This window comes from Nostocoides sp., from assembly GCF_037045025.1.
In the GTDB taxonomy this organism is placed as follows: domain Bacteria; phylum Actinomycetota; class Actinomycetes; order Actinomycetales; family Dermatophilaceae; genus Nostocoides_A.
On the sequence record NZ_JBAOHM010000011.1, the window covers coordinates 14,001 to 34,085 of the forward strand.

At 63.4% G+C, this 20,085-nt stretch carries 24 protein-coding genes and 8 pseudogenes; 17 read left to right on the forward strand and 15 right to left on the reverse strand.

Annotation, left to right across the window (positions count from 1 at the left end; genetic code table 11):
• The first annotated feature begins 10 nt into the window (after positions 1–10).
• The 15 genes and pseudogenes from V9G19_RS10825 to V9G19_RS10895 all read left to right on the forward strand — a co-directional run bounded on the left by V9G19_RS10825 (position 11) and on the right by V9G19_RS10895 (position 9,304).
• Complete coding sequence (locus V9G19_RS10825; protein WP_462285473.1) at positions 11–295, forward strand: cupredoxin domain-containing protein; 285 nt, start codon at positions 11–13, stop codon at positions 293–295.
• A 112-nt stretch (positions 296–407) separates the two neighbouring features.
• Positions 408–1,112 (forward strand): hypothetical protein, encoded by a 705-nt coding sequence (locus V9G19_RS10830; protein ID WP_462285474.1) that lies wholly within the window; start codon positions 408–410, stop codon positions 1,110–1,112.
• Between the two features lie 391 nt (positions 1,113–1,503).
• Positions 1,504–2,049 (forward strand): annotated as a pseudogene (locus V9G19_RS10835) (NosD domain-containing protein); the annotation flags it as partial.
• A gap of 73 nt (positions 2,050–2,122) precedes the next feature.
• The gene (locus V9G19_RS10840; protein ID WP_462286217.1) at positions 2,123–2,593 is read left to right on the forward strand and encodes a NosD domain-containing protein; all 471 of its coding nucleotides are present in this window, start codon (positions 2,123–2,125) and stop codon (positions 2,591–2,593) included.
• 36 nt (positions 2,594–2,629) lie between these two features.
• Positions 2,630–3,376 (forward strand): ABC transporter ATP-binding protein, encoded by a 747-nt coding sequence (locus V9G19_RS10845; RefSeq protein WP_462285475.1) that lies wholly within the window; start codon positions 2,630–2,632, stop codon positions 3,374–3,376.
• Positions 3,377–3,737: 361 nt separating this feature from the next.
• The gene (locus V9G19_RS10850; protein WP_462286218.1) at positions 3,738–4,499 is read left to right on the forward strand and encodes an ABC transporter permease; all 762 of its coding nucleotides are present in this window, start codon (positions 3,738–3,740) and stop codon (positions 4,497–4,499) included.
• Positions 4,496–4,975: a nitrous oxide reductase accessory protein NosL gene (locus V9G19_RS10855; RefSeq protein ID WP_462285476.1), complete on the forward strand. Its 480-nt coding sequence runs from the start codon at positions 4,496–4,498 to the stop codon at positions 4,973–4,975. Before V9G19_RS10850 ends, V9G19_RS10855 begins: the two co-directional genes overlap by 4 nt.
• A gap of 126 nt (positions 4,976–5,101) precedes the next feature.
• A complete protein-coding gene (locus tag V9G19_RS10860) occupies positions 5,102–5,518 on the forward strand; it encodes a c-type cytochrome (protein ID WP_462285477.1) in 417 nt (138 codons plus the stop codon).
• A gap of 1 nt (position 5,519) precedes the next feature.
• Positions 5,520–5,915: a cupin domain-containing protein gene (locus V9G19_RS10865; RefSeq protein WP_462285478.1), complete on the forward strand. Its 396-nt coding sequence runs from the start codon at positions 5,520–5,522 to the stop codon at positions 5,913–5,915.
• 239 nt (positions 5,916–6,154) lie between these two features.
• Positions 6,155–6,412 (forward strand): annotated as a pseudogene (locus tag V9G19_RS10870) (globin family protein); the annotation flags it as partial.
• A 133-nt stretch (positions 6,413–6,545) separates the two neighbouring features.
• A complete protein-coding gene (locus V9G19_RS10875; RefSeq protein ID WP_462286259.1) occupies positions 6,546–6,941 on the forward strand; it encodes a MoaD/ThiS family protein in 396 nt (131 codons plus the stop codon).
• Positions 6,942–7,013: 72 nt separating this feature from the next.
• On the forward strand, positions 7,014–7,295 hold the full coding sequence (locus tag V9G19_RS10880; RefSeq protein WP_462285479.1) for a cupin domain-containing protein: 282 nt from the start codon (positions 7,014–7,016) through the stop codon (positions 7,293–7,295).
• Between the two features lie 64 nt (positions 7,296–7,359).
• Positions 7,360–8,457 (forward strand): hypothetical protein, encoded by a 1,098-nt coding sequence (locus V9G19_RS10885; protein WP_462285480.1) that lies wholly within the window; start codon positions 7,360–7,362, stop codon positions 8,455–8,457.
• A gap of 4 nt (positions 8,458–8,461) precedes the next feature.
• Entirely contained in the window at positions 8,462–8,779 is a 318-nt protein-coding gene (locus V9G19_RS10890; RefSeq protein ID WP_462285481.1) for a hypothetical protein, read from the forward strand.
• 294 nt (positions 8,780–9,073) lie between these two features.
• Entirely contained in the window at positions 9,074–9,304 is a 231-nt protein-coding gene (locus tag V9G19_RS10895; protein ID WP_462285482.1) for a hypothetical protein, read from the forward strand.
• Here the strand turns inward: V9G19_RS10895 and V9G19_RS10900 are convergent.
• From V9G19_RS10900 to V9G19_RS10910, 3 genes are all read right to left on the reverse strand, one after another.
• Complete coding sequence (locus tag V9G19_RS10900; RefSeq protein WP_462285483.1) at positions 9,276–10,268, reverse strand: hypothetical protein; 993 nt, start codon at positions 10,266–10,268, stop codon at positions 9,276–9,278. The two genes, V9G19_RS10895 and V9G19_RS10900, sit on opposite strands and share 29 nt — an antisense overlap.
• Positions 10,265–10,921 carry a hypothetical protein gene (locus tag V9G19_RS10905; RefSeq protein ID WP_462285484.1) on the reverse strand — a complete coding sequence of 219 codons (657 nt, stop codon included), beginning with the start codon at positions 10,919–10,921 and terminating at the stop codon, positions 10,265–10,267. Before V9G19_RS10905 ends, V9G19_RS10900 begins: the two co-directional genes overlap by 4 nt.
• Positions 10,922–11,067: 146 nt before the next feature.
• On the reverse strand, positions 11,068–11,439 hold the full coding sequence (locus V9G19_RS10910) for a hypothetical protein (RefSeq protein ID WP_462285485.1): 372 nt from the start codon (positions 11,437–11,439) through the stop codon (positions 11,068–11,070).
• A gap of 7 nt (positions 11,440–11,446) precedes the next feature.
• Between V9G19_RS10910 and V9G19_RS10915 the strand changes: the two genes are divergently transcribed.
• Positions 11,447–11,842: a hypothetical protein gene (locus V9G19_RS10915; protein WP_462285486.1), complete on the forward strand. Its 396-nt coding sequence runs from the start codon at positions 11,447–11,449 to the stop codon at positions 11,840–11,842.
• A gap of 159 nt (positions 11,843–12,001) precedes the next feature.
• On the opposite strand, the gene V9G19_RS10920 is transcribed toward V9G19_RS10915, so the two are convergent.
• The 6 genes and pseudogenes from V9G19_RS10920 to V9G19_RS10945 all read right to left on the reverse strand — a co-directional run bounded on the left by V9G19_RS10920 (position 12,002) and on the right by V9G19_RS10945 (position 16,737).
• Positions 12,002–12,271 (reverse strand): AAA family ATPase, encoded by a 270-nt coding sequence (locus tag V9G19_RS10920; RefSeq protein WP_462285487.1) that lies wholly within the window; start codon positions 12,269–12,271, stop codon positions 12,002–12,004.
• A 28-nt stretch (positions 12,272–12,299) separates the two neighbouring features.
• Positions 12,300–12,596: pseudogene (locus V9G19_RS10925) on the reverse strand (AAA family ATPase); the annotation flags it as partial.
• Positions 12,597–12,721: 125 nt separating this feature from the next.
• A pseudogene (locus V9G19_RS10930) lies at positions 12,722–12,874 on the reverse strand (replication-associated recombination protein A); the annotation flags it as partial.
• 82 nt (positions 12,875–12,956) lie between these two features.
• Positions 12,957–13,415 (reverse strand): annotated as a pseudogene (locus tag V9G19_RS10935) (AAA family ATPase); the annotation flags it as partial.
• The gene (locus V9G19_RS10940) at positions 13,412–13,933 is read right to left on the reverse strand and encodes an endonuclease/exonuclease/phosphatase family protein (RefSeq protein ID WP_462286219.1); all 522 of its coding nucleotides are present in this window, start codon (positions 13,931–13,933) and stop codon (positions 13,412–13,414) included. The pseudogene V9G19_RS10935 and the gene V9G19_RS10940, both read right to left, overlap by 4 nt.
• Positions 13,934–16,470: 2,537 nt before the next feature.
• The gene (locus V9G19_RS10945; protein ID WP_462285488.1) at positions 16,471–16,737 is read right to left on the reverse strand and encodes a hypothetical protein; all 267 of its coding nucleotides are present in this window, start codon (positions 16,735–16,737) and stop codon (positions 16,471–16,473) included.
• Positions 16,738–16,789: 52 nt separating this feature from the next.
• Between V9G19_RS10945 and V9G19_RS10950 the strand changes: the two genes are divergently transcribed.
• Entirely contained in the window at positions 16,790–17,332 is a 543-nt protein-coding gene (locus V9G19_RS10950; RefSeq protein WP_462285489.1) for a hypothetical protein, read from the forward strand.
• 267 nt (positions 17,333–17,599) lie between these two features.
• On the opposite strand, the gene V9G19_RS10955 is transcribed toward V9G19_RS10950, so the two are convergent.
• The 6 genes and pseudogenes from V9G19_RS10955 to V9G19_RS10980 all read right to left on the reverse strand — a co-directional run.
• The gene (locus V9G19_RS10955; protein ID WP_462285490.1) at positions 17,600–17,746 is read right to left on the reverse strand and encodes a hypothetical protein; all 147 of its coding nucleotides are present in this window, start codon (positions 17,744–17,746) and stop codon (positions 17,600–17,602) included.
• Positions 17,747–17,999: 253 nt separating this feature from the next.
• A complete protein-coding gene (locus V9G19_RS10960; protein ID WP_462285491.1) occupies positions 18,000–18,134 on the reverse strand; it encodes a hypothetical protein in 135 nt (44 codons plus the stop codon).
• 75 nt (positions 18,135–18,209) lie between these two features.
• Positions 18,210–18,791: an FAD-binding protein gene (locus V9G19_RS10965; RefSeq protein ID WP_462286220.1), complete on the reverse strand. Its 582-nt coding sequence runs from the start codon at positions 18,789–18,791 to the stop codon at positions 18,210–18,212.
• Between the two features lie 64 nt (positions 18,792–18,855).
• Positions 18,856–19,023 (reverse strand): annotated as a pseudogene (locus V9G19_RS10970) (FAD-linked oxidase C-terminal domain-containing protein); the annotation flags it as partial.
• Between the two features lie 44 nt (positions 19,024–19,067).
• Positions 19,068–19,679: pseudogene (locus V9G19_RS10975) on the reverse strand (FAD-binding oxidoreductase); the annotation flags it as partial.
• A 53-nt stretch (positions 19,680–19,732) separates the two neighbouring features.
• A pseudogene (locus tag V9G19_RS10980) lies at positions 19,733–20,083 on the reverse strand (FAD-binding oxidoreductase); the annotation flags it as partial.
• Positions 20,084–20,085 lie beyond the last annotated feature (2 nt).

The following is a 20,085-nucleotide window of genomic DNA, read 5'->3' on the forward strand; positions in this document are numbered from 1 at the left end:
CGGCAACAACGTGACGATCTTCATGACCTCGATTCGGTCGCACCTGACGCCAGAGCATGTGAACCTGAAGAAGGGCGACAATGTCACCTGGCACATCACCAACATCGAGACGGCGCCGGACGCCACCCACGGCTTCGACCTGGGCGGCCAGAACCTGAGCCTGAGCATCGAGCCGGGCGAGACCGCCACCTTCCAGTTCGTCGCCGACCATGACGGCACCTACGCCTACTACTGCACCGAGTTCTGCTCGGCGCTGCACCTGGAGATGATGGGCTACATGATGGTGGAGCCGTAAGGAGTGAGATTAGGAGATTGAGAGATGGGAGATTGGCTGGCCGCCACGGCCGATCTCTAGTCTCAATCTCTCAATCTCCAGTCTCCAGTCAATCTCTAAGAGAGGACCTGACATGTCATCGGATATGGAAAAATTCATCGGGCCGCGTGTGCCGGCGGATGAATTCAAGGCGCATCGAGCACGCTACATCATGCCCACGTTGCTCTTTGTGGCGGCGGCCGTGCTGCTGATCATCTCGATCCAGCAGCCGTGGTGGCGGCTCAAGCTGAACGCGCCGCAGTACCCGGCGGGGCTGTTACGTCACCGCCTACGTGAACCAGATGACCGGCGACGTCGCCGAGATCGACGGGCTGAACCATTACATCGGCATGCGCCCGCTCAACGAAGCGGCTGTCTTCGAGCAGTCGATTTCGGTCTTCGGCATCATTGGCCCTGGCCGCTGCTGATCCTGGCGGCGGCCTTTGTGCACACCAAGTGGGTGACGCTGCTGGTGCTGCCGGCGCTCTTTCTGCCGGTCATCTTTCTGGCCGATCTGCAGTTCTGGCTCGCCAACTTCGGGCTGAATCTGGACCCGGCAGCGCCGCTCTCCAGCAGCGTCGATCCGTTTATCCCGCCGGTGCTCTGGGTGGGCAAGATCGCCCAGTTCAGCACTGTGCCGCGGCTGTTGACCGGCTTCTGGCTGGCAGTGACGGCGTCCGCGCTGATCCTGGTGGGGCTGTTCTTTCACCGGCGGGCGTATAAGCCGCTGGTGGAGGCGCAAGCAGAAGGGTGCAGCGGCAGGGTAAGTACGCTGGTTGATGTGAATTGTGAATGCTGAACTGTGAATTGTGAATGATGGACGGGGCGAGGCACGCAGTGAAGACAAAGATGGCAGATCGAGTGAGATGGGCGGGAATTGCGCTGATGAGCCGTGATCTTGATGTCCGCCTCTGCGTTTTCTCTGCCGCTCCGCGTCTCTGCGTCAGATCGGGTCGTCAACCAAACAACCACGGAGACGCCGCAGTGCGGCCACGCCACCCTGCAAGACCGCATCGACGCGGCCGCAGCCGGGCGACACGCTGGTCGTGCTGCCGGGAACCTACGCTGCGCCGCTCCTCATCGACAAGCCGCTCACGCTGGAAGGCCAGGGCTGGCCGGTGATCCAGGGTGACGGCAGCGGCGACGTGGTGCGCATCACCGCGCCGGACGTGACGGTGCGCGGCTTTGAGGTGCGCGGGTCGGGCAAGTCGCTCGACCGCGAGGACGCGGGCATTCGCTCCTCCGGCGCCAACACGGTGCTGGAGAACAACCGCATCGAGGACGCGCTCTTTGGCATCTACCTGGAGCAGGCGCCCGACAGCATCGTCCGCGGCAACACGATCCACGGCATGGACCTGCCGATTTCGCGGCGCGGCGACGGGCTGAAGATCTTCTACAGCCCGCGCACGCTGGTCGAGGCGAACGTGATGCGCGACACGCGCGACGCGCTGCTCTGGTACTCGCCCTACAGCATCGTGCGCGGCAACGACTTCGCCGAGGGCCGCTATGGCCTCCACATGATGCAGTCCGACCATCATGTGATCGAGGAGAATATTTTCCGCAACAACTCGGTCGGCATCTATGTGATGTACGGCACAGGGTTCACGCTGCTGCGCAACTTGCTCGCCGACAACCGCGGCCCCAGCGGCTATGGCATCGGCCTCAAGGAAGCCAGCGACGTGCTGCTGGAGGGCAACCGCATCGTCAACAACCGCGCCGGCGTCTATTCGGACAGTTCGCCGCTGCAACCGGGGACGACCGTCACCTATCGCAACAACCTGATCGCCTACAACGAGATCGGGCTGGAGACTGCTCGCCAATACCCAGGCAAATCACTTTCAGGACAACATCTTCCTGGACAACGGCGAGCAGATCGACGTGGCCGGCGGCGGCGACCTGACGCGCAACGCATGGGCCACGGCGGGCCGCGGCAACTACTGGAGCGACTACGCCGGCTACGACGCCGACGGCGACCAGATCGGCGACCTGCCCTACACGTCCAAGAGCCTCTTCGAGAACCTGGCCGGCGCCCATCCAGAGTTGCGCCTTTTCCAACTCGGCCCGGCGGCGGACGCCCTGGACCTGGCAGCCAAGGCCTTCCCGATTTTTGCGCCGCAGCCCAAGATGGCGGACCCGGCGCCGCTGACCGCGCCGCCGGGCCTGCCACCTGTGCCGGGCATTGCACCGGCGCCACTTGTAGCCAATCTGACGCTGTCGCTGGCGCTGGTTGCCGTGGCAATGATTGTGCTGCTGGCCGGTTTGCGGCTGCGCCCACGCTGAAGAAAGCTGGAACGAGCTATGATTGCATTTACGCATTTGCACAAAACCTATGGAAAGTTCGTCGCCGTGGACGATCTCACGCTGGACGTAGCGCCGCAGGAAGCGGTGGCCCTGTGGGGCGTCAACGGCGCGGGCAAGACCACGGTCATCAAGTGCCTGTTGGGGCTGCTGCGCTACCGCGGGCAGATCCAGGTCAACGGCTGCGACGTGCGCAAACAGGGGCGCGCCGCCCGCCGGCTGATCGGCTACGTGCCCCAGGAACTCGCCTTCTACAAGGAGATGAGCACGCTGGACATGGCGCACTTCTACGCCCGCCTCAAGGCCACGCCATCGGCGCGCATCGCCCCGATCCTGGAACAGGTCGGGCTGGCGGAGCACACGGCCAAGCCGGTGGGCGCGCTCTCCGGCGGCATGAAGCAGCGGCTGGCGCTGGGCCTGGCGCTGCTGGCCGACCCGCCCGTGCTGGTCATGGACGAGCCAACCTCCAACCTGGACACTGCGGCGCGCAGCCAGTTGCTGCAACTGCTGGTGCAGGTCAAGGAAGCTGGGAAGACGGTCGTCTTTACGTCGCACCGCATCGAAGAGGTGGAAGCACTGGCTGACCGGGTGGCGGTGATGGAACGAGGGCAGCTGCAGTATCACCTGCCCGGCGAGACGAACTGGCGCGGCGCGTGGGGCTGCGCACCCAGGTCAAGTTCATGGCGCCGGCTGGTCAGCTCGATCGCGCGCTCGAAGTGCTGCGCGCAGATGGCCTCAACGCCCGCCGCAACGGCGTCGGTGTGATCGTCGACGTGGCGCACGGCGAGAAGGCGCGGCCGATCCACACGCTGCGCCAGGCCGACATCCACGTGACCGATTTCGAGATGGAGTAGAAGCAATGAGTATCAGTGCATCATCTGGACATTGGCGCAGAAAGAGTTGCGCGATGCGCTGCACAACCGCTGGTTCGTGCTCTATACACTGGCCTTTATCGGGCTGGCGCTGGCGCTCTCCTATATGTCGCTGGCCGGCGCGGGGATTTCCGGCTTTGCCGGCTTTGGCCGCACCGCCGCCAGCCTGATCAACCTGGTGCTGCTGATCATCCCGTTGATGGCGCTGACCGTCGGCGCGCAGAGCCTGGCGCACGAGGCAGGAGCAGGGCACACTGGCTTATCTGCTGGCGCAGCCGGTCACCCGCGCCGAGGTCTTCACTGGCAAGTATCTGGGGCTGGCGTTGAGCCTGCTGGCCTCGCTGGCGCTGGGCTTTGGCATCGCCGGCGTGGTGCTGGCGCTCAACGGCGGGGCCGGCTCGCCCACCGCCTACGTGAGCCTGACAGGGCAGACCTTTCTGCTCAGCCTGACCATGCTCAGCGTCGGTTTTCTGATTTCGGCGCTGACCAAGCGCGCCGGCGTTGCGATTGGCATCGGCCTCTTCCTGTGGCTGGCCTTTGTCTTTTTGGGCGACCTGGGGCTGATGGGCACGGCCATCACCATGCGCCTGCCCATCGACCAACTGTTGTGGCTGTCGCTGGCCAACCCGTTGCAGACCTTCAAGATGGCGGCGATCCTGGACATCAACGCCACGCTGGACTTGCTGGGGCCGGCGGGCATCTACGCCATGCAGGAGTACGGGGCGCAGTTGCGCTTCCTCTTCCTGGCGATCATGGCGGCGTGGATTGCGTTGCCCGGCGGCGGCGGCGTATCTGCGGTTCAACCTCCGCGGGGATTTGTAGAGCACTACACAGAGGGCGCGGAGGGCGCACAGGAGCTCAGAGAGTTTGTACTCTGGGCGCAGCGAGCGATTCACAGGTTATCCGCAGATGACGCAGATTTTCGCAGAGTGGGACTGCATTCATCTGCGAAAATCTGCGTCATCTGCGGATACTGTTGTATCTGCAGACGCAAACGAAAGGAGTGTGTAGGATGAGAATGGTTCTGCGATGGTGGTTGATGGGGTTGCTCGTGGTCCTGCTGGCGGCTTGTACACCCACGCCAGCCGCGCCCGCACCGGCCAAGATTCACTACGGTGAGACAATGTGCGCCGACTGTGGCATGATCATCAACGAGCCGAAGTTCGCCGGTTCGATTGCCGTCGAAGAGAGTCCGGGGCGCTATCAGAGTCTCCCCTTCGACGACATTGGCGACATGCTGGCTTATCTGCGCAAACACGCCGAGATCATCCCGGCAGGCGTCTGGGTGCATGACTACACCAGCGAGGAGTGGATCGACGCGACGACGGCCTATTATGTCGAAAGCGAGCAGATCAAGACGCCGATGGGCCACGGGCTGGCTGCGTTTGCGACGCAAGCCGCCGCCGAGACTTTTGCCGCCGAGGTGGACGGCAAGGTACTCGACTGGGATCACATACGGATCGAGCACGCAATGGCGGAGCATCATCATTGAGGGAATTTGGAGATAAAGAGATGGAGAGACTGTGCGATTTCGTGGTATCGTGCCCCCATAATCGCCTAGTCTCTCAATCTCCTAATCCCTATTCACATAATCAGATTCTTTTAGGAGAGAAAGACAATGTCGAAAAAGCTTTACCTCATCACAATGGTAGTTCTGGCAGTCATGCTGGTGGCCGGCTGTGGCGGCGAAGAGCCGAAGGCTGAACCCACGGCGGCGCCGGCTGCGCAGGAAGTTGCCGCTGCCCCGGTCGGCGATGCGGCGAACGGCGGGAAGATCTTTTCCACAGCCTGCGTCGCCTGTCACGGCCCCGAAGCCAAAGGCGTCACTGGGCTGGGCAAAGACCTGACCACCAGCGAATGGGTGGGCCAACAGAGCGACGCGCAACTGGTCGAGTTCATCAAGAAAGGCCGCGATGCCGCCGACCCGCTCAACACGACCGGCGTGGCCATGCCGCCCAAGGGTGGCAACCCGGCCATGAGCGAGCAGGAGATCGCCGATATCGTGGCCTTTGTGCGTTCGATTCACCAGAACTGATATGCTGCAACCTGGTCAACTCAACATCTATAGTCTGCGCAATCCGCAAGTGCGCGAAGCGCAGTTGGTGCGGCTGTTCGAGGGCGAGGAGATTCACGCTTACATGCTCGTGGTGCCGCCCGGTGGACACATCGAACGCCACAGCCACGAGAACAAGCACGAGATCTTCGACGTGTTGGAGGGCAGCGGCGTCATCGAAGTGGCGGGGCGCCCGGTGACGAGCGGGCCAGGTCGCTGCGCCTTCGTGCCGGCCGGCGTTGCCCACAGCCTGCATAATGACGGCGACGCGCCGTGGACGCTGCGCATCACTTGCCAGGACCGCGTCTACCCGCGCCACCTCGGCAAGCTGATCGGCGCGCTATACGAAAGCGCTTGGCGTGGGGATGAGATTGGCTAGACCGCAGATTTGGCGGATGAGGCGGATTTACGCGGATAAATCAGAAAAAGAATCCGCGTAAATCCGCTGCATCCGCGGTCTATGGTGTGAAAGTGAGGTGTATCATGGATCCGTTTGCCGGTTTCAACGACGATGGCAAGCCGCAGCCCTGGCAGATCGGCGGGCTGGACCCGCTGCCTGAAGAGGAGTGGCAGCGCATGCGTGGCTTTGTCGCGCTCAACGATGCCGAAGTCGGCGCCATGCTCACCACGGTGGAGGCGCTCTTCCGCCGCGGCCACGAACTGGTGGTGGGCACCTACGACTATCTGCTGCACAACCCGGAAACCGCGGCGATCCTGGGCTGGGAAGATGGCGCCGACCAGACACACCTGGCCGAACGGCGCCGCTTCTTCACGATCTGGCTGGCGCGACTGCTGGGCATGGACTTCAGCACCGACCTGGCGCGCTATCTCTTCCGCGCCGGCAAACTGCACGCCGCGCACGGCCCGCGGCGCACGCACGTGCCGCCGGTCTATGTGACCGGTTCGATCAGCCTGGTCAACGCCATCCTTTGCCCGCTTCATCATGGAAGAGATGCCCGGCCATCCGCAGGCGCCGCTGGCGATGGCCGGCTGGAACAAGGTGCTCACCATGCACCTGCACCTGATGCAGATGGGCTATCAGGCGGCGCAGGCGCTCGACGCCGGCGACTTTGCCGTGCCCTTCGTCATGTTTGGGCGCATGCGCACAGTGACGGGCGCCCACGACCTGCCGGTGCACGTGGCCGACGGCGCCGATGTGCAGCACGCCCTGCGCAAGTTCTTCAACTATTATCCGCAGGCGCGGGCCGAGGTCTTCGATGTGGAATGGGCCGGCGGCGAGCGCGTGGACAGCCACGGCACCCCCTGGTTTACGACGGAACGGCGCTACGCCGTCAAGCCGATGTGGCGCGTACTGCTCAACGGCAAGGACCTGAGCTTTATCGGCGGGCCAGAACTGGCCCTGCACCCCGGCGATGAAGTGCATGTCTTCCCGCCGGGGCGGTGAGCATGTGACGCATGACGAGTGGGGAAGGGTAATCCAATGAAAGCGTATACGTTGCTGCCCAATGTGGCAGCAGTGACCACGGAGATCGCACCGGACAGCATTGTGAGCCGCACGATCTACAGTGGCGCCGGGCTGAAGGTCATCTGGTTTGGCTTTGCGCCCGGACAGGAGTTGTCCGAGCACACTTCGACGCATGAGGTGGTGATCCACGTGCTGGCGGGCAGCGGCGTCATCGGGCTGGATGGCGACGAGATTGCCGCCGGACCAGGCACGCTGGTGCGCATGGACCCGCGCCTGCCACACAGCGTCGTTGCCACGACCGAACTGCGGCTGCTGCTTTACATGTTGAACTGACAGGTGACAGGTGATGGGTGATGCATCACCTGTCACCCCATCACCTGTCAAATCGCGAGCCGCCATGAACATCACGACTTCAATCACCCCACGCATGCGCCTGTTGCGCGCTGCGCTGCTGATAGCAGCGGTGGCAGGGCTGCTGCTGGGGATGTGGGCTGGGCTGGTGCGGCTGGGCTGGCCGTGGCCACCGCTCGCCCCAGTGTTGCCCATGCTGCATGGCCCACTCATGGCTTGCGGCTTCCTCGGCACGTTGATCGGCGTCGAGCGGGCGGTGGGCACGGGCAAGCACTGGGCGTACCTGGGGCCGGCGTTGGTGGCCTTCGGTGTGTTGCTGGCGCTGCTGGGTATGCCCGGCAATGCTGGCCCGCTGCTGGTGACGTTGGGGAGCGCCATCGTGACGCTCGTGTTGGTCGGCCTGGCGCGGCTGCATCCGGCCAACTACACGGTGACGATGGCCGTGGGCGGCGGCGCCTGGGTGATTGGCAACTTGCTCTGGTGGCTGGGCTGGCCCCTGTACGTCGTGGCGCTCTGGTGGATCGGCTTTCTCGTGCTGACCATCGCCGGCGAACGGCTGGAGTTGAGCCGCATGCTCAAGCTGACGCCCACGGTGCAACGCGTCTTTATGGCTGCTGCGCTGCTGCTTTGCGGCGGCATCGGCCTGGGCCTGGTCAACTACGCGGCGGGTACGCTGGGGGTTGGGGTGGCGCTGATCGGCATCGCAGTGTGGCTTGGTGCCTACGACATCGCCCGCCGTCGGCTCAAGGCGGGCGGCCAGGCGCGCTTCATGGCCGCGGCGCTGCTTTCGGGCTATGTCTGGCTGGGCATCGGCGGCGCGCTCTTTCTCTGGCATCCCGGCCAGATGGCCGGCCCCTACTATGACGCGGCGCTGCACAGCATCTTTCTCGGCTTTGTCTTCGCCATGATCCTGGCCCACGCCCCCATCGTCTTCCCGGCAGTGCTGGGCATCCCGATGGTTTACTCGAACCGCTTCTATGCACCGTTGGTGCTGCTCCACCTGTCGCTGCTGCTGCGCGTCACGGGCGACCTGGCCGGGTGGTGGCCGGGGCGGCTGTGGGGCGGGCTGCTCAATGCCATTGTGCTGCTCGCCTTTCTTGTCATCACAGTGACCTCGCTGCGCCCGCGGGCAGCATCCCGTTGAACCTATGCCGCCGATCACACGCCTCTTTGTCAGAAGTAGCCTGCTCTACCTGGTGGCCGCCTTGCTGGCCGGGGTGCTGCTGGCGCTGCGGCCGGCAGTGACGCTGCCGGCGGTGGTGGGCGGTTTGATGCCTGTCTATTTTCATCTATTCATGGTCGGCTGGGTGACGCAGTTGATCGTCGGGCGTCGCCTACTGGATGTTCCCCAAGTGGAGCCAGCGACACAGCCACGCGGCTATGATGCGCTGGCGTTGGCCACCTATCTGGCTGCTCAACGTCGGCCTGCTGCTGCGCGTGCGTGGCCGAACCGGCACAGACAGTGAGCTGCATGGCCTGGCTGGGGTTGGCTGATCGTGGCTGGCGGCGCTGCTCCAGTGGCTGGCCGGGATGGCCTTTGTGGCCAACACCTGGCCGCGCGTCAAGGAGAAATGAGCATGCCGCGGCTAAGCGTCTGGTTTGTGCGCACCGCCGCTGCTGCTATCTGGCCCTCGGCTTCACCTTTGGCGCACTGCTGCTGGCCAACAAGGGCGTCCCGCTAGCATCCGCTGACCTGGCGGCTGCTGCCCGCGCACATCGAGTTTCTGCTCTTTGGCTGGACCGTGCAGTTGGCGTTTGGCGTGGCGTTCTGGATTCTGCCGCGCTGGCAGACGCAGCGTGGCGACGTGCGTCCGGCGTGGCTGGCATTCGTGTTGCTCAATGCGGGGATCTGGTTGGTTGTGTTGGCGAGTTGGCTGGCGGCGCCAGCAGGGATGCTGGCAACGGGGCGCGTGCTTCAGGCTGCGGCAATGGCCGCCTTTGCCCTGCATGCCTGGCCACGGGTCAAACCGTGGATGGAAGAACAGGGATAACTGGCGTTACCTTCAACAGCCCAGCTTCGGTCAGCACTTGCTGGATCGTCTCCAGTGTTTTTTCGCCATAGGTGCGATCCTGAGCATCGTCGGGCAGTTTGGTTTCCATGTCGAAATAGTTGCCCTTGCCGTTATGATTGACCGGGCCGAGTGGGATCAGGTCGATCTTGCCCGCGCGCATGGCGCGGTTCCACGGCGACTGCGGCTTGATCTGCCAGCGTCCGGCGAATAGCAAGTGCCCCAGCGCCTGCAATTTGTCCTTTTCACCATATAGATGCCAGAGATGTTTGACATTGTAAAAACCGGGGTCATCGGAGAGCATCCCGCCGACCGAAATCTCGTAGACATCACCGACCATGGGCGCGAGGAAGGCTGCGGAGCCAATCGCAATCTGGCCGCCGCCGCTCCAACCCAGCAGCACCACCGGCTTGCGTTTGATTGGTCGATAACCGTGGCGAATCAGGCCACGCATGATCTCGCCGGCGATGCCCAGATTGTAGATCGGGCCGTAGCGTCGGTCGGCTGACACGAAGAGTTGGAAGATGTTGCGCACGTTGACGATCATGGCCAGGGCGCTGTTCGGATTTTTGAGCCGCAGCTTTTCCACCTGGCGCCACAGGCCAGCAAAGGCGCGCTGGCCGGTCAGCCCGTTGTTGGTGACGGAGTAGGGATAGATGTCGCTGATCACTTCGCAGTTGGTCAGCCGCTCTTCCAGCCCGTGAATGAACGGGTACTCCTCGTCGGGAATCGACGTGCCGGAAATCGCGCCGATGCCGGATAGATAAACCAGGTAGAAATCCTTGTTGGGTTCCTCGACGCCCTGCGCTTCGGCCAGGGCCTCCAGGCTATCGGGATCGGCTGGTTTGCTGCCGCTCCATGCCCACCAGCCCAGAGATTCGAGCGGCGCCAGCGCGGCGGCGACAATGATCAGGGCGAAAACGCCAAAGAGCAACGTGATGATCATGCCTGGCCTCCCTCTGGCGCTTGGTCGGCCAAACCCTGCCCGCCGCTGAATTCGAGCAGAATGTCCTGCGTGGTCGATTCGAGATCGGAGCCGGTCACCTTCCGGTAAAGCGCGTTGCGCAGCCGCACGACCGGCCTGCCGATCGTGTTCGTCAGGAGCAGCATGAGCAGCCAACTCAAGCCGACGCAAGCGATCGCCGCAAAGAGGCCGACGCGCAAAGTGAACTCCACGACCGTGATCATGATCAGCAACTGCCAGACGTTGAGCAGCTTGCCGATCGCCGGTCCTGTATAAGGGATCAGGATCAGAAAACCGAAGACCAACGGCGCCGTGCTCAGGCCGATCAGCGCCGCCACAATGATGAGATCCTTCGCTTCGACGTCAAACATCAGCCAGCCGATAAAGGCGATGGCGAGGCCCCAGATCAAATAACTGACCAGGAAGACAACGCCATTCGTCAGCAAACTGAAGAAAAAGCGCCCGCGGCGCACCCGATTCACAAAGAGGATGACGCTCTGGCCCAGAAACATAGAGACGCCGGCCAGGAACACAATTCCCATGATAATCTCTACGCCACGCGGGTGGATCACGGCGGCGGCATAGACGCGCTCGTCGAGGCGCAGCGCATAACCGATCGCCGTGAAGACGAGCATAATGTACTCAATGATTCCCTGTATCATGCGCCCTCTACAAACCCCCAGATACGCCCATGCCGCCACAGAAAGTGCTTGCACTTTTAACTAAATGATGCATGCAATCCTACACCACTCTTGCGGAAACCCCAATCAAGGTGGCCAACTCAAGGGCGCCGGCCGGTGAGCAGGAGTGTGCGGCTGGCCCAGGCAACTTGCTGCCCTGCAATCTGTCGGTGGAAGAGGTCACGCACTTGGGCCACTTCGGCGGGCGCCAACAGCCGGCCCAGGTGGTCGGCGTAGCTGGGGCGGTCGGCGCCGGCGGGTGTGAACCAGCGCACCAGCATTGCGGGCGTGATCGGCGTTGGCGTCGTCTCGTTCTCGACGGTGACGGTAGCCGTGAGACCCGCCGCGGCACAGGCGGCGCGCAGCGTCTCCTCGTCCCAGTTGACCAGCGGGTCGGCGGCGGCGATGTAGATCGCCTCCTCGGCCGCGACCACGCGCTGCGCCAGCTCCTGCACCCAGCCCGGCCAGGTCAACCAGCCCGTGCAGCCGCTGCGTGTAGCGTGGCACGCGCTCTGCCAGGACGAGAACGCCCTGTGGCGCCAGCAGCGCGGCCAGCAGCGCCACAACCGCCGCTTTGTCCGCGCTGTCGAGCAGGGCGTTGTAGCCGACAATGGCGTCGAAAGTGAGGTGTGGGGCGGTCTCCGAACCGTGAGCGTGAGCGATCGAAGCATACCAACTTCCCCCGGCCAGTTTCAGCAGCAGCGGCAGTTCGTCGAGGCTGCCTTCCATCACGGTGGGGCGTTCGACGGCGGGCAGTTTGTCCGCTGTCTGGCGCAGAGCGTCGGCATCGCGGCGGCTGCGCGCCAGGGCATAGACGCCGCCTTCCGGCACGCGGCGCAGCGCCTCCCAGGTGAGCAGGCCCGGACCCGGCCTTGAGATCGAGCACGACGCTGTGCCGCGCCAGGTCGCGCGGCGGCGAAGATGCGGTCGCGCAGGTCGCCCAGCCGCTCGCCCGCGCCGGAGATGGTGCGCTGGAGCCAGCGCTCGCGCACCGGGTCGTCGGGCGAGAAGGTGAGGACGTCGCCGTGCTCGTCGTCACTCTCCAGCATGGCGGCCAACTGCGCCTCGCGGCGCCGCGCCACCTCGGTGCGAATCTGCGCCTCGTAGCCCTGGTCGGAGGGCTGGTAAAAGACCTTGCCCTTGCAGCGACGTGGGCAGATACTGCTGGGCGACCCAGTGGTCGCGGTAGGCGTGGGGATAGAGATAGCCTTCGCCGTGGCCAAAGCCTTCGCTGTCGCGGTTGCCATCCTTGAGGTGGTTGGGCACGCCGCTGTCGCCTTCCTCGGCTGACCTGCTCCAGCGCATCGAAAAAGGCGAAGGCGGTGTTGGATTTCTTGGCCGTGGCCAGATAGAGCGCAGCCGTAGCCAGGTGAAAGCGCCCTTCGGGCATGCCCACCTGCTCGAAGGCCTGGGCGCAGGCGTTGACCACCTGGATGGCGTTGGGGTCGGCCATGCCCACATCCTCGCCGGCAAAGATCAACATGCGGCGGAAGATGAAGCGCGGCGCCTCGCCGGCATAGACCATCTTGGCCATCCAGTACATCGCGGCGTCAGGGTCGCTGCCGCGCAAGCTCTTGATGAAGGCGCTGATCGTGTCGAAGTGATAGTCGCCCTCTTTGTCGTAGAGCACGGCGCGGCGCTGGATCGATTCTTCGGCGACGGCGAGCGTGATGTGGAGTTGAGGAGATTGAGCGATTGCGTGACTGGCATCAGCGGCGCCCGCTTCAATCTCCGATCTCCAGTCTCCAATCTCCGTCCCGCCGTCGTCTCCACCGCCAGTTCCAGCGCATTCAAGACCGCCCGCGCGTCGCCGTTGGCGACTTCCACCAGGTGGTCGAGCGCGTCGTCGTCGAGGGTGACGGCGCGGTCGCCGTAGCCGCGCTGCGGGTCGGCCAGCGCCTGGTGCACGATCTGGCGCAGGTGATCCTGCGGTCAGCGGTGTGAGTTGGAAGATGCGGCTGCGGCTGACGAGCGCCTTGTTGACCTCGAAGTAGGGGTTCTCGGTGGTGGCGCCGATAAAGATGACCGTGCCGTTCTCCACCCAGGGCAGCAGCGCGTCCTGCTGCGCCTTGTTAAAGCGATGTACCTCGTCGACAAAGAGGATGGTGCGTTGGCGGTAGAGGCGGGCGCGTTCCTGCGCCTCGGCCACGGCCTCGCGAATCTCCTTGACGCCGGAGAGCACCGCGTTGAGCGCGATGAAGTGGGCGCGGGTGGTGTTGGCGATGACCCGCGCCAGTGTCGTCTTGCCCGTGCCCGGTGGGCCATAGAAGATCAGGCTGCCCAGCTGGTCGGCCTCGATGGCGCGGCGCAGCAGCCGCCCAGGGCCGACGATGTGCTCCTGGCCGATGTACTCGGCCAGAGTGCGCGGGCGCATGCGTGCAGCCAGCGGCGCATCCTGCTCCATCCGTTCAGCGTTGGCCTGGTCGAAGAGGTCGGGTGCGGCGTTCATGGTAAGGTCAGATCGGCGTAGACCGGGCGGTGGTCGGAGACGCCGTCGGCGTCCGGCCAGATGGCGCAGGCGGTCACGTTGGGTACCAGCGCCTGGCTGGCAAAGATAAAGTCGACGCGCAGCGGCTGCGGCGAGGGCAGGAAGGTGCGCGCCTGCGGCGCGCCGAAACGCCGGTAGAGGTCCACGTAGCCGGCCTTCTCCATCTGCGGCACCGCCTGCAACTCCTCGATTGCGCAGAGCCGCGGCCCGTGGTCGACGGCGGCGATCTCCGCCAGCACCGACGGGTTGGCGGCAAAGTCCCACGGGCTGACGGTGTTGAAATCGCCCATAACCAGATGAGGCCGGTTGCGGTCGCGCACCAGCCAGGTGCGGGCGATGCGCAATTGGATGGCGCGGGTCGTCTCGCCGTGGTGGTCCAGGTGGGTCTGGTAGACGGTGAAAGTCTTGCCGTCCGGCAGCAGGATGCGCGCTTCCAGCAGTCCGCGCTGTTGCGCGCTGCAAGAGCAGACCCTGGGTATCTTCTTCTTTCGAGGTCAGGTGATGGGCCGCACTGGCGATGATAGGCCAGCGGCTGAGGATGGCGTTGCCGTAGGCGGTGGCGGGCATGTCGTCCTGTGCCGGCCACCGCAGACAGGGGCCGAAAACGTAGTGCATGCCCAGGTTCGCCGCGAGCACGGTCAGCGCGGGGCGGCTCTCCCCGGCGACGGCACGCGGGTAGAAGACTTCGTTGAGACCGACCACGTCGCCACCGAGGCAGCGCAGTGTATCAGTGAGTCCGTGCAAGTTCGGCGTGCCGTTCAGCGTGCGCCAGCCGCGGATGTTGTAGGTGACGATGCGCATAGAGGCGATTGTACCACAGGTGCGCGCAGGCAACCTCGCCTACGAAGCATCCGGGGGGAGCAGGTGTGGCGATCTAGCTGCGGAGCGCCAGGTCCGGCGTCTCTTGCAGCAGTTTCTCGCGCAGCCAGGCCTGGACAAGGACCTGATAGGGAACGCCGTGACGTCGAGCCTGCTACTTCGAGCGCGGCGTAAAGGTCGGCGCGCAGGCACACGTCCAGGGGAAGCGAAGCAAACTGTGTCCGCTTTACGGTGAAGGGTTCCTCGACGTCTTCCAGCTCATCCAGGTAAGGCGCTGTATCGTTGGTGTCGATCCAAGCCGCAAGTTCTTCGTCAGTTGAAAATGTAGGTAGGGTTGGCATTATTGTTTGTCTCGGAACACTGTCAACGTTGCCGAAAGCGGCGCTTTTCCGCGACCGTCATATCTCGTGCTGTCACGGGGCGCATGCGGTTGTATGCTTTTGGGGCAAGGACAACCAGCAGAAACCTTCCTGCATTCGTCTGCCCATATGCCAGATATTTGCCGTCGCTGGTGCGCTTGATCCACGGAGCGATTGATGACTACTTCCTCTACTTCATGGGGTTGAACGCCATGATCGGCAACATGCGCAATATTATTGTCATCCCACCAAAATTCGTACTCGCTCATCCGTGCCTCGGGGTTCTCACGATATGTGCACATAACTGTTCATGCATGTTATAGCACAACTGAGGTTGAGAGCACAACAGCGTATGGCCACGCTGGAGATGCGTCGAGCTATTGTGACAGAGGCAAGTTGGCGCGAGCCGACTGCAGATGCTACACTGCGAAGCCAAATTGACACCATGATCTGTGCAGTTTTCGCCGATGATTCCGTATGAGAGCCACCAACCATGGGGAGCGACGACTACGACAACCTGCCTGGTGGACGACTTCGACAACGTTGCCCAGATCCGGCTGCTCCCAGTCTTCCTTCATGCATGCAGTCGTGACGCCGTTACCCCACTAGCGCCTCGGATGAATACGCCTATCTGACTGGCGAGTGCTCGAACAGGTAATCGCATGCGTACCCTGACGACTGCGCGTTCTGGTTTTGGAAGGGCTGGGCGCTGCAATTCTATCAGCTGGGCGATCACGAAGGGCTATGCTGACGACCACCCGTCACTTCGAGATTGATTGAGAGGACACGTATGAACGTGTGCTGGAGCTGGACTCGGAGCGTGTTGAAGCACATTTTATGCTCGCATACCTCTACTGGGATAGCAGCCAGACGTGAGCGAGACAGCATTTTCTCTGAGAATTGATCCAGAAACATCCGAGCAGAATCAATACTTTTAGAAACTGCCGAATACGAAGCGGCGCGCCGGCACTGGCAACTGTTTCATCAACGGTGACAGTTTGGAACAAGTATTGCAGGGTTCCTGGTTTTACCTCTACCCATTTGAGCCGCCTGCATGGTCAAAGTTACTGAAACAGATGCTGCCGCAGGTAGCAACTGATAGGTTTCGGCTCCCTTTGCTCTATTATGGAATGGGGAGATTGCATGGGTTTATGTTCAGGCAAATGGTAGTGCACAAGATAGCGCCAAGAGTGCATATGAGCAGGCCAGGTGGGCATTCGCAATGGGTGCTAACGTCGAGCAGCGGAGATATGTATTTCAGGCGCAATGCTGTCAAGCACAACTTGTCTGAGCATCAATCCACGTCGTGTATGGCGGAGACCCGGCTCAGGGGCTGATTGAATTGCGCAGGTTTGCCGAAATGTTGAGAACTGCATGTTGAAACTGGCAGACACTCGCATTGGCGACGTGTAACCGCCTACGACGTCCCCAGACTACTATCCTGATGAGACCGAGAATTTTCTCTATAGATCATCCATTCTTGGTCGAGAAGTATCTGAAACAGCCGACATAATCTTGTCAATTGGAATCGTCGGGTTGGCTCGACCTGACGCAGTCGCGGGGCGGGCAAGACTTGAATTGGTATCTCGGTCGCTGCTATCTCCACAGACGAGAGTGGGACAAGGCGGAACGCTATTTGAGCCTGGCCTATCGCGAAATGCCGGTTGAATCCGATTTGATTCTTGATCTAGCAACAGCAAAGGAAGAGCAGGGCAAGTCAGATGAATCCGTGAGGCTCCTTCGCACATTGCCAGGGCAGACACAGAGAGACCTGCTCATCCGCAGGATTGGCAGAACGAGACCATGCGCGATCTGAAGTCTTGCGGAGTGTCGAGCGTCTACCGGCCTCCATAGACCGACTTGTAGGAAAGATCGACACTGTCTACGGGCTGGTAAACAATCTGGGCGAGACGCTGACCACTGCGCTCCAGAATCTGCAGATGCCCCATATCCCGCCATCCGGACAGGAAGGCCAGGACGCCGATGAGATCGCGTGCTCGGGTCGCAGAGGCAGTAAGCGACGCAGTTTTCTGCAGATCATTGGCAAGCAGACAGCCCTGCTGAATGACATTCAGCCGAAAATGCCAGATCGACTTGCACCGCATCTGGCCGCTGCTCCCGCCCCATGTGCAGGAGCAACTCGTAGTCGCTGAGACAATGAGCGTTCTTTTCTCTGAATACTCGATACCAGAGTACGGAATGCCGATAGTCCAGTGGGGCAAGATCACCGAGACCCTGCTGACCGCCAGTTTCCTGGCGCCGATGGCCAACTATCTTGATCGGATACATTGTACTTCGCCTATTGTATTCGTTAAGCCACCTTTCCGTGACAAGTCACAAACAGAGGATTTTGGGCCACCCTATCAGGGCAAGAAGTGGATCCAGTGCCTGGATGCTCTCAACTTCAGCAAATCGCTTGGGTTGCTCTTTGCTGTCCAGCAACTGCGCGATAAGCATGCGGTGTATGGCTTCTTGAAGGATCTTAAGATCGAGTCAGGCAGAATTGATGCGTGGTTGGTGCAGGTGCCGATCCATCTTGACGCAATCCGTATACTACGCAATGAGGCAGCGCATGGCCGTCAGCGATTCATGCTCTCTGACGCGCTTGAGACGCGCAGCATTCTGTTCACCCGCGGTCTGATCGCAGAAATGGCGTTTCTGCTGGAACGCGCTGCCTCTGCTGGGCTGGCGCCAAAGTGAACGCAGACGATGAATTCCGAAAGGCCCCTTTGCTGTCAGATGTGGAAGGTACAACTCTGTAGCTGGGCTCTGGAACGCAGGCAGCAATTGGTCAAACGCAGCAACCGTTAGCCCCGTTGCTGCCATAAACGTTGCTCGACGGTGCTTGAGCGCTGTGCCTATCAACATAAAGTTCAACTGGCAATCAGCACCCCCGCCGGATCCCAGCTTGTCTTGATCGCATTCACAACTTTCGCGCCATCCGCCCGATACCCCCACCGGTCGATCTCACCCAGCACCGCTGTCCGGCGCAGCCAGCACAACCGCATAGCCGCGCAAGGCCAGCGCGGGCTGGCGCATCTGCTCCACCCGCCGCTGCGTCATCTCCACGATCGTCGACCGGCCATGCGCACGATAGAGCAGCCCGGACGCCACGTCGACAAACCACGCACCGTCGACCGCGCACCTCCTCCGGCAGCATCTGCCAGTAGAGCGCCAGATGCTGCGGCGGCACGCCGGCGCGCACCAGCAGATCGCCGACGCCCGCGGCGGCGAGATGGTCGCACCAGCACGCCGTGGCCGTGCGTTCGCCCTTCGCGATGACCTGCGGCGCCGGCCTTGCGCAGTGCGGCTGTGATCTCCTCTGCCTCGGCGCGCACATCCTCCGCCAGCCCTTCCAGCGTGATCGTCAGCGCGATGCCGTCCGGTCGCGTCGCTGATCCACGACCACGCCCGCCGCCATCAGCCAGCACGGCGCGGTCGCCTGCGCCCAGCGGATGCCTTGCAGCACGTCGTCGACGGCAACGTGGATCGTCTGGCGCATGCGCGGCAGCGGCGTCAGCTTGAGCGTGAGCGTCCGTCATCACGCCCAGTGCTGCCTTGTGCGCCCACAAAGAGCTTAGCCAGGTCGTAGCCGGCCACATTCTTGACCACGGGCCGCCCGGCGCGGATCACGCGGCCGTCGGGCAGCGCCGCCTTGCACCGCCAGCACGTTGTCGCGCCAGCCGCCGTAGCGCATCCGCTGCGGCGCGTTGAGGTTGGTCGCCAGCAGCCCGCCCACGGTGGCGTCCGGCCAGGGCGCGGCGAGCGGCGCCTGGAAGCCGTGCCCGGCGAGGAAAGCGGCCAGTTCGGCGAAGGGCGTCCCCGCGCCCACGGTGACGTAGAGGTCGTCGGGCGCAAAGGTCGTGGATCGCCGCGGCAATTCGTGGGTGGAAAGCAGCAGCGCGGTCGGCGCCACAGCGACGGTGCAGATTCGTCGTGCAGAGAGGCGATCCGCACGCGTCTGCTGCTTCGGCGGTGCAAGCCGGCCAGGATCGCGGCAGCTTCCTCGGCAGAACGCGGGCGCCAATATCGCATCGCCAGTCGGTGCAGGACGCGGCGCAGCGTACACCGGTTGCGGCAGGTCGTCGGGCAGCACCTTGCCGGGGTTGAGCAGCCCGGCGGGGTCGAAGGCCAGCTTGACGTCGCGCATGGCGGCCAGTTCGGCGCGCGCTGTACATCGCCGGCATGTGCTGGCGCTTCTCGATGCCGACGCCGTGCTCGCCGGTGATGCTGCCGTCTTTGGCGATGCAGATCGCGACGATCTCGTGCGTGGCGGCGAAGACGCGTTCCATCTGCGCGGCGTCCTTCGGGTCGCAGAGAATGCAGGGATGCAGGTTGCCGTCGCCGGCGTGAAAGACGTGGCCGGTTTCCAGTTCGTAGCGCGCCAGCACCTGCGCCGATCTCGCGCAGCGTCGCCGCCAGGATGCGAGCGCGGCACCGTCACATCGACCAGGTAGAAGGCCGGCGCCAGCCGCGAGAACGCACCCGCCGCACTCTTGCGCCCGTACCAGATGCCCTGCCGCTCCTCCTCGCTCTGGGCGATGCGCAGGTCGTAGCCGCCGTGCGCGGTGAGGATGGCGGCGATCTCCGCGACCTGGCTGTCCAGGCTGGCAGGGTAGCCGTCCACCTCCACGATCAGCGCGGCCTGCGCGGTCACCGGCAGCCCCACCGGCACATACGCCTCGATCATGCCCATGACCGTCCGGTCCATCATCTCCAGCGTGGCGGGCACCAGCCCCGCGGCGATGATGGCGGAGACCGCCGCGCCCGCGGCTTCGTCGGACCGAAACGAGACCATCATCGTCTTGACCGCCGGCGGGTTGCGGATCAGCCGGATCGACGCCTCGGTGACGAGCGCCAGCGTGCCCTCGCTGCCGACGATCAGCCCGGTCAGGTCGAGTTCGGGGTAGTCGAACGCCTGCCCGCCGGTGCGGATGACGCGGCCGTCGGCCAGCACGGCTTCGACGCCGGTGATGTAGTTGGTGGTGACGCCGTACTTGAAGCAGTGCGGCCCGCCGGCATTCTCGCCGATGTTGCCGCCGAGCAGCGACGAGCGCCCGCTCGACGGGTCGGGCGGATAGTAGAAGGCCCAGCTGCTTTGGCCGCCGCGTCCAGCGTCAGGTTGACGACGCCGGTCTGCACGACGCCGTTGCGCCCGGTCGTGTTCAGTTCGACGATCTGCTTCATGCGCGCAAACTCGACGATCACGCCGCCGCGTTCGGGCACGGCGCCGCCCGACAGCCCGGTTCCCGCGCCGCGCGCCACGATAGGCAGGCCCTTGGTGCGCGCCCACTGCACGAGTTGGCTCACGTCGGCGGCGGACTCTGGGTAGAAGACGGCGTCGGGCTTGCCGCGGTCGAAGCCGGCGTCCACCTCGAAGGTGATCAGTTCGGCGGGGTCGGTGACAAGCTGGCGCGAGGTGAAAAGCTGGTCAAGCAGAGCAACGGACATAG

Excerpts from the sequence above, each read along its gene's own strand:
- V9G19_RS10855 (WP_462285476.1), top strand. The coding sequence starts at position 4,496 with ATGAGAATGGTTCTGCGATGGTGGTTGATGGGGTTGCTCGTGGTCCTG.
- V9G19_RS10920 (WP_462285487.1), bottom strand. The coding sequence starts at position 12,271 with ATGCGCTGGAGCAGGTCAGCCGAGGAAGGCGACAGCGGCGTGCCCAAC.
- V9G19_RS10885 (WP_462285480.1), top strand. The coding sequence starts at position 7,360 with ATGAACATCACGACTTCAATCACCCCACGCATGCGCCTGTTGCGCGCT.
- V9G19_RS10900 (WP_462285483.1), bottom strand. The coding sequence starts at position 10,268 with ATGATCATCACGTTGCTCTTTGGCGTTTTCGCCCTGATCATTGTCGCC.
- V9G19_RS10945 (WP_462285488.1), bottom strand. The coding sequence starts at position 16,737 with ATGCGGTGCAAGTCGATCTGGCATTTTCGGCTGAATGTCATTCAGCAG.
- V9G19_RS10830 (WP_462285474.1), top strand. The coding sequence starts at position 408 with ATGTCATCGGATATGGAAAAATTCATCGGGCCGCGTGTGCCGGCGGAT.
- V9G19_RS10865 (WP_462285478.1), top strand. The coding sequence starts at position 5,520 with ATGCTGCAACCTGGTCAACTCAACATCTATAGTCTGCGCAATCCGCAA.
- V9G19_RS10875 (WP_462286259.1), top strand. The coding sequence starts at position 6,546 with ATGCACCTGCACCTGATGCAGATGGGCTATCAGGCGGCGCAGGCGCTC.
- V9G19_RS10890 (WP_462285481.1), top strand. The coding sequence starts at position 8,462 with ATGCCGCCGATCACACGCCTCTTTGTCAGAAGTAGCCTGCTCTACCTG.
- V9G19_RS10905 (WP_462285484.1), bottom strand. The coding sequence starts at position 10,921 with ATGCTCGTCTTCACGGCGATCGGTTATGCGCTGCGCCTCGACGAGCGC.
- V9G19_RS10960 (WP_462285491.1), bottom strand. The coding sequence starts at position 18,134 with ATGCGCCAGACGATCCACGTTGCCGTCGACGACGTGCTGCAAGGCATC.
- V9G19_RS10860 (WP_462285477.1), top strand. The coding sequence starts at position 5,102 with ATGTCGAAAAAGCTTTACCTCATCACAATGGTAGTTCTGGCAGTCATG.
- V9G19_RS10950 (WP_462285489.1), top strand. The coding sequence starts at position 16,790 with ATGAGCGTTCTTTTCTCTGAATACTCGATACCAGAGTACGGAATGCCG.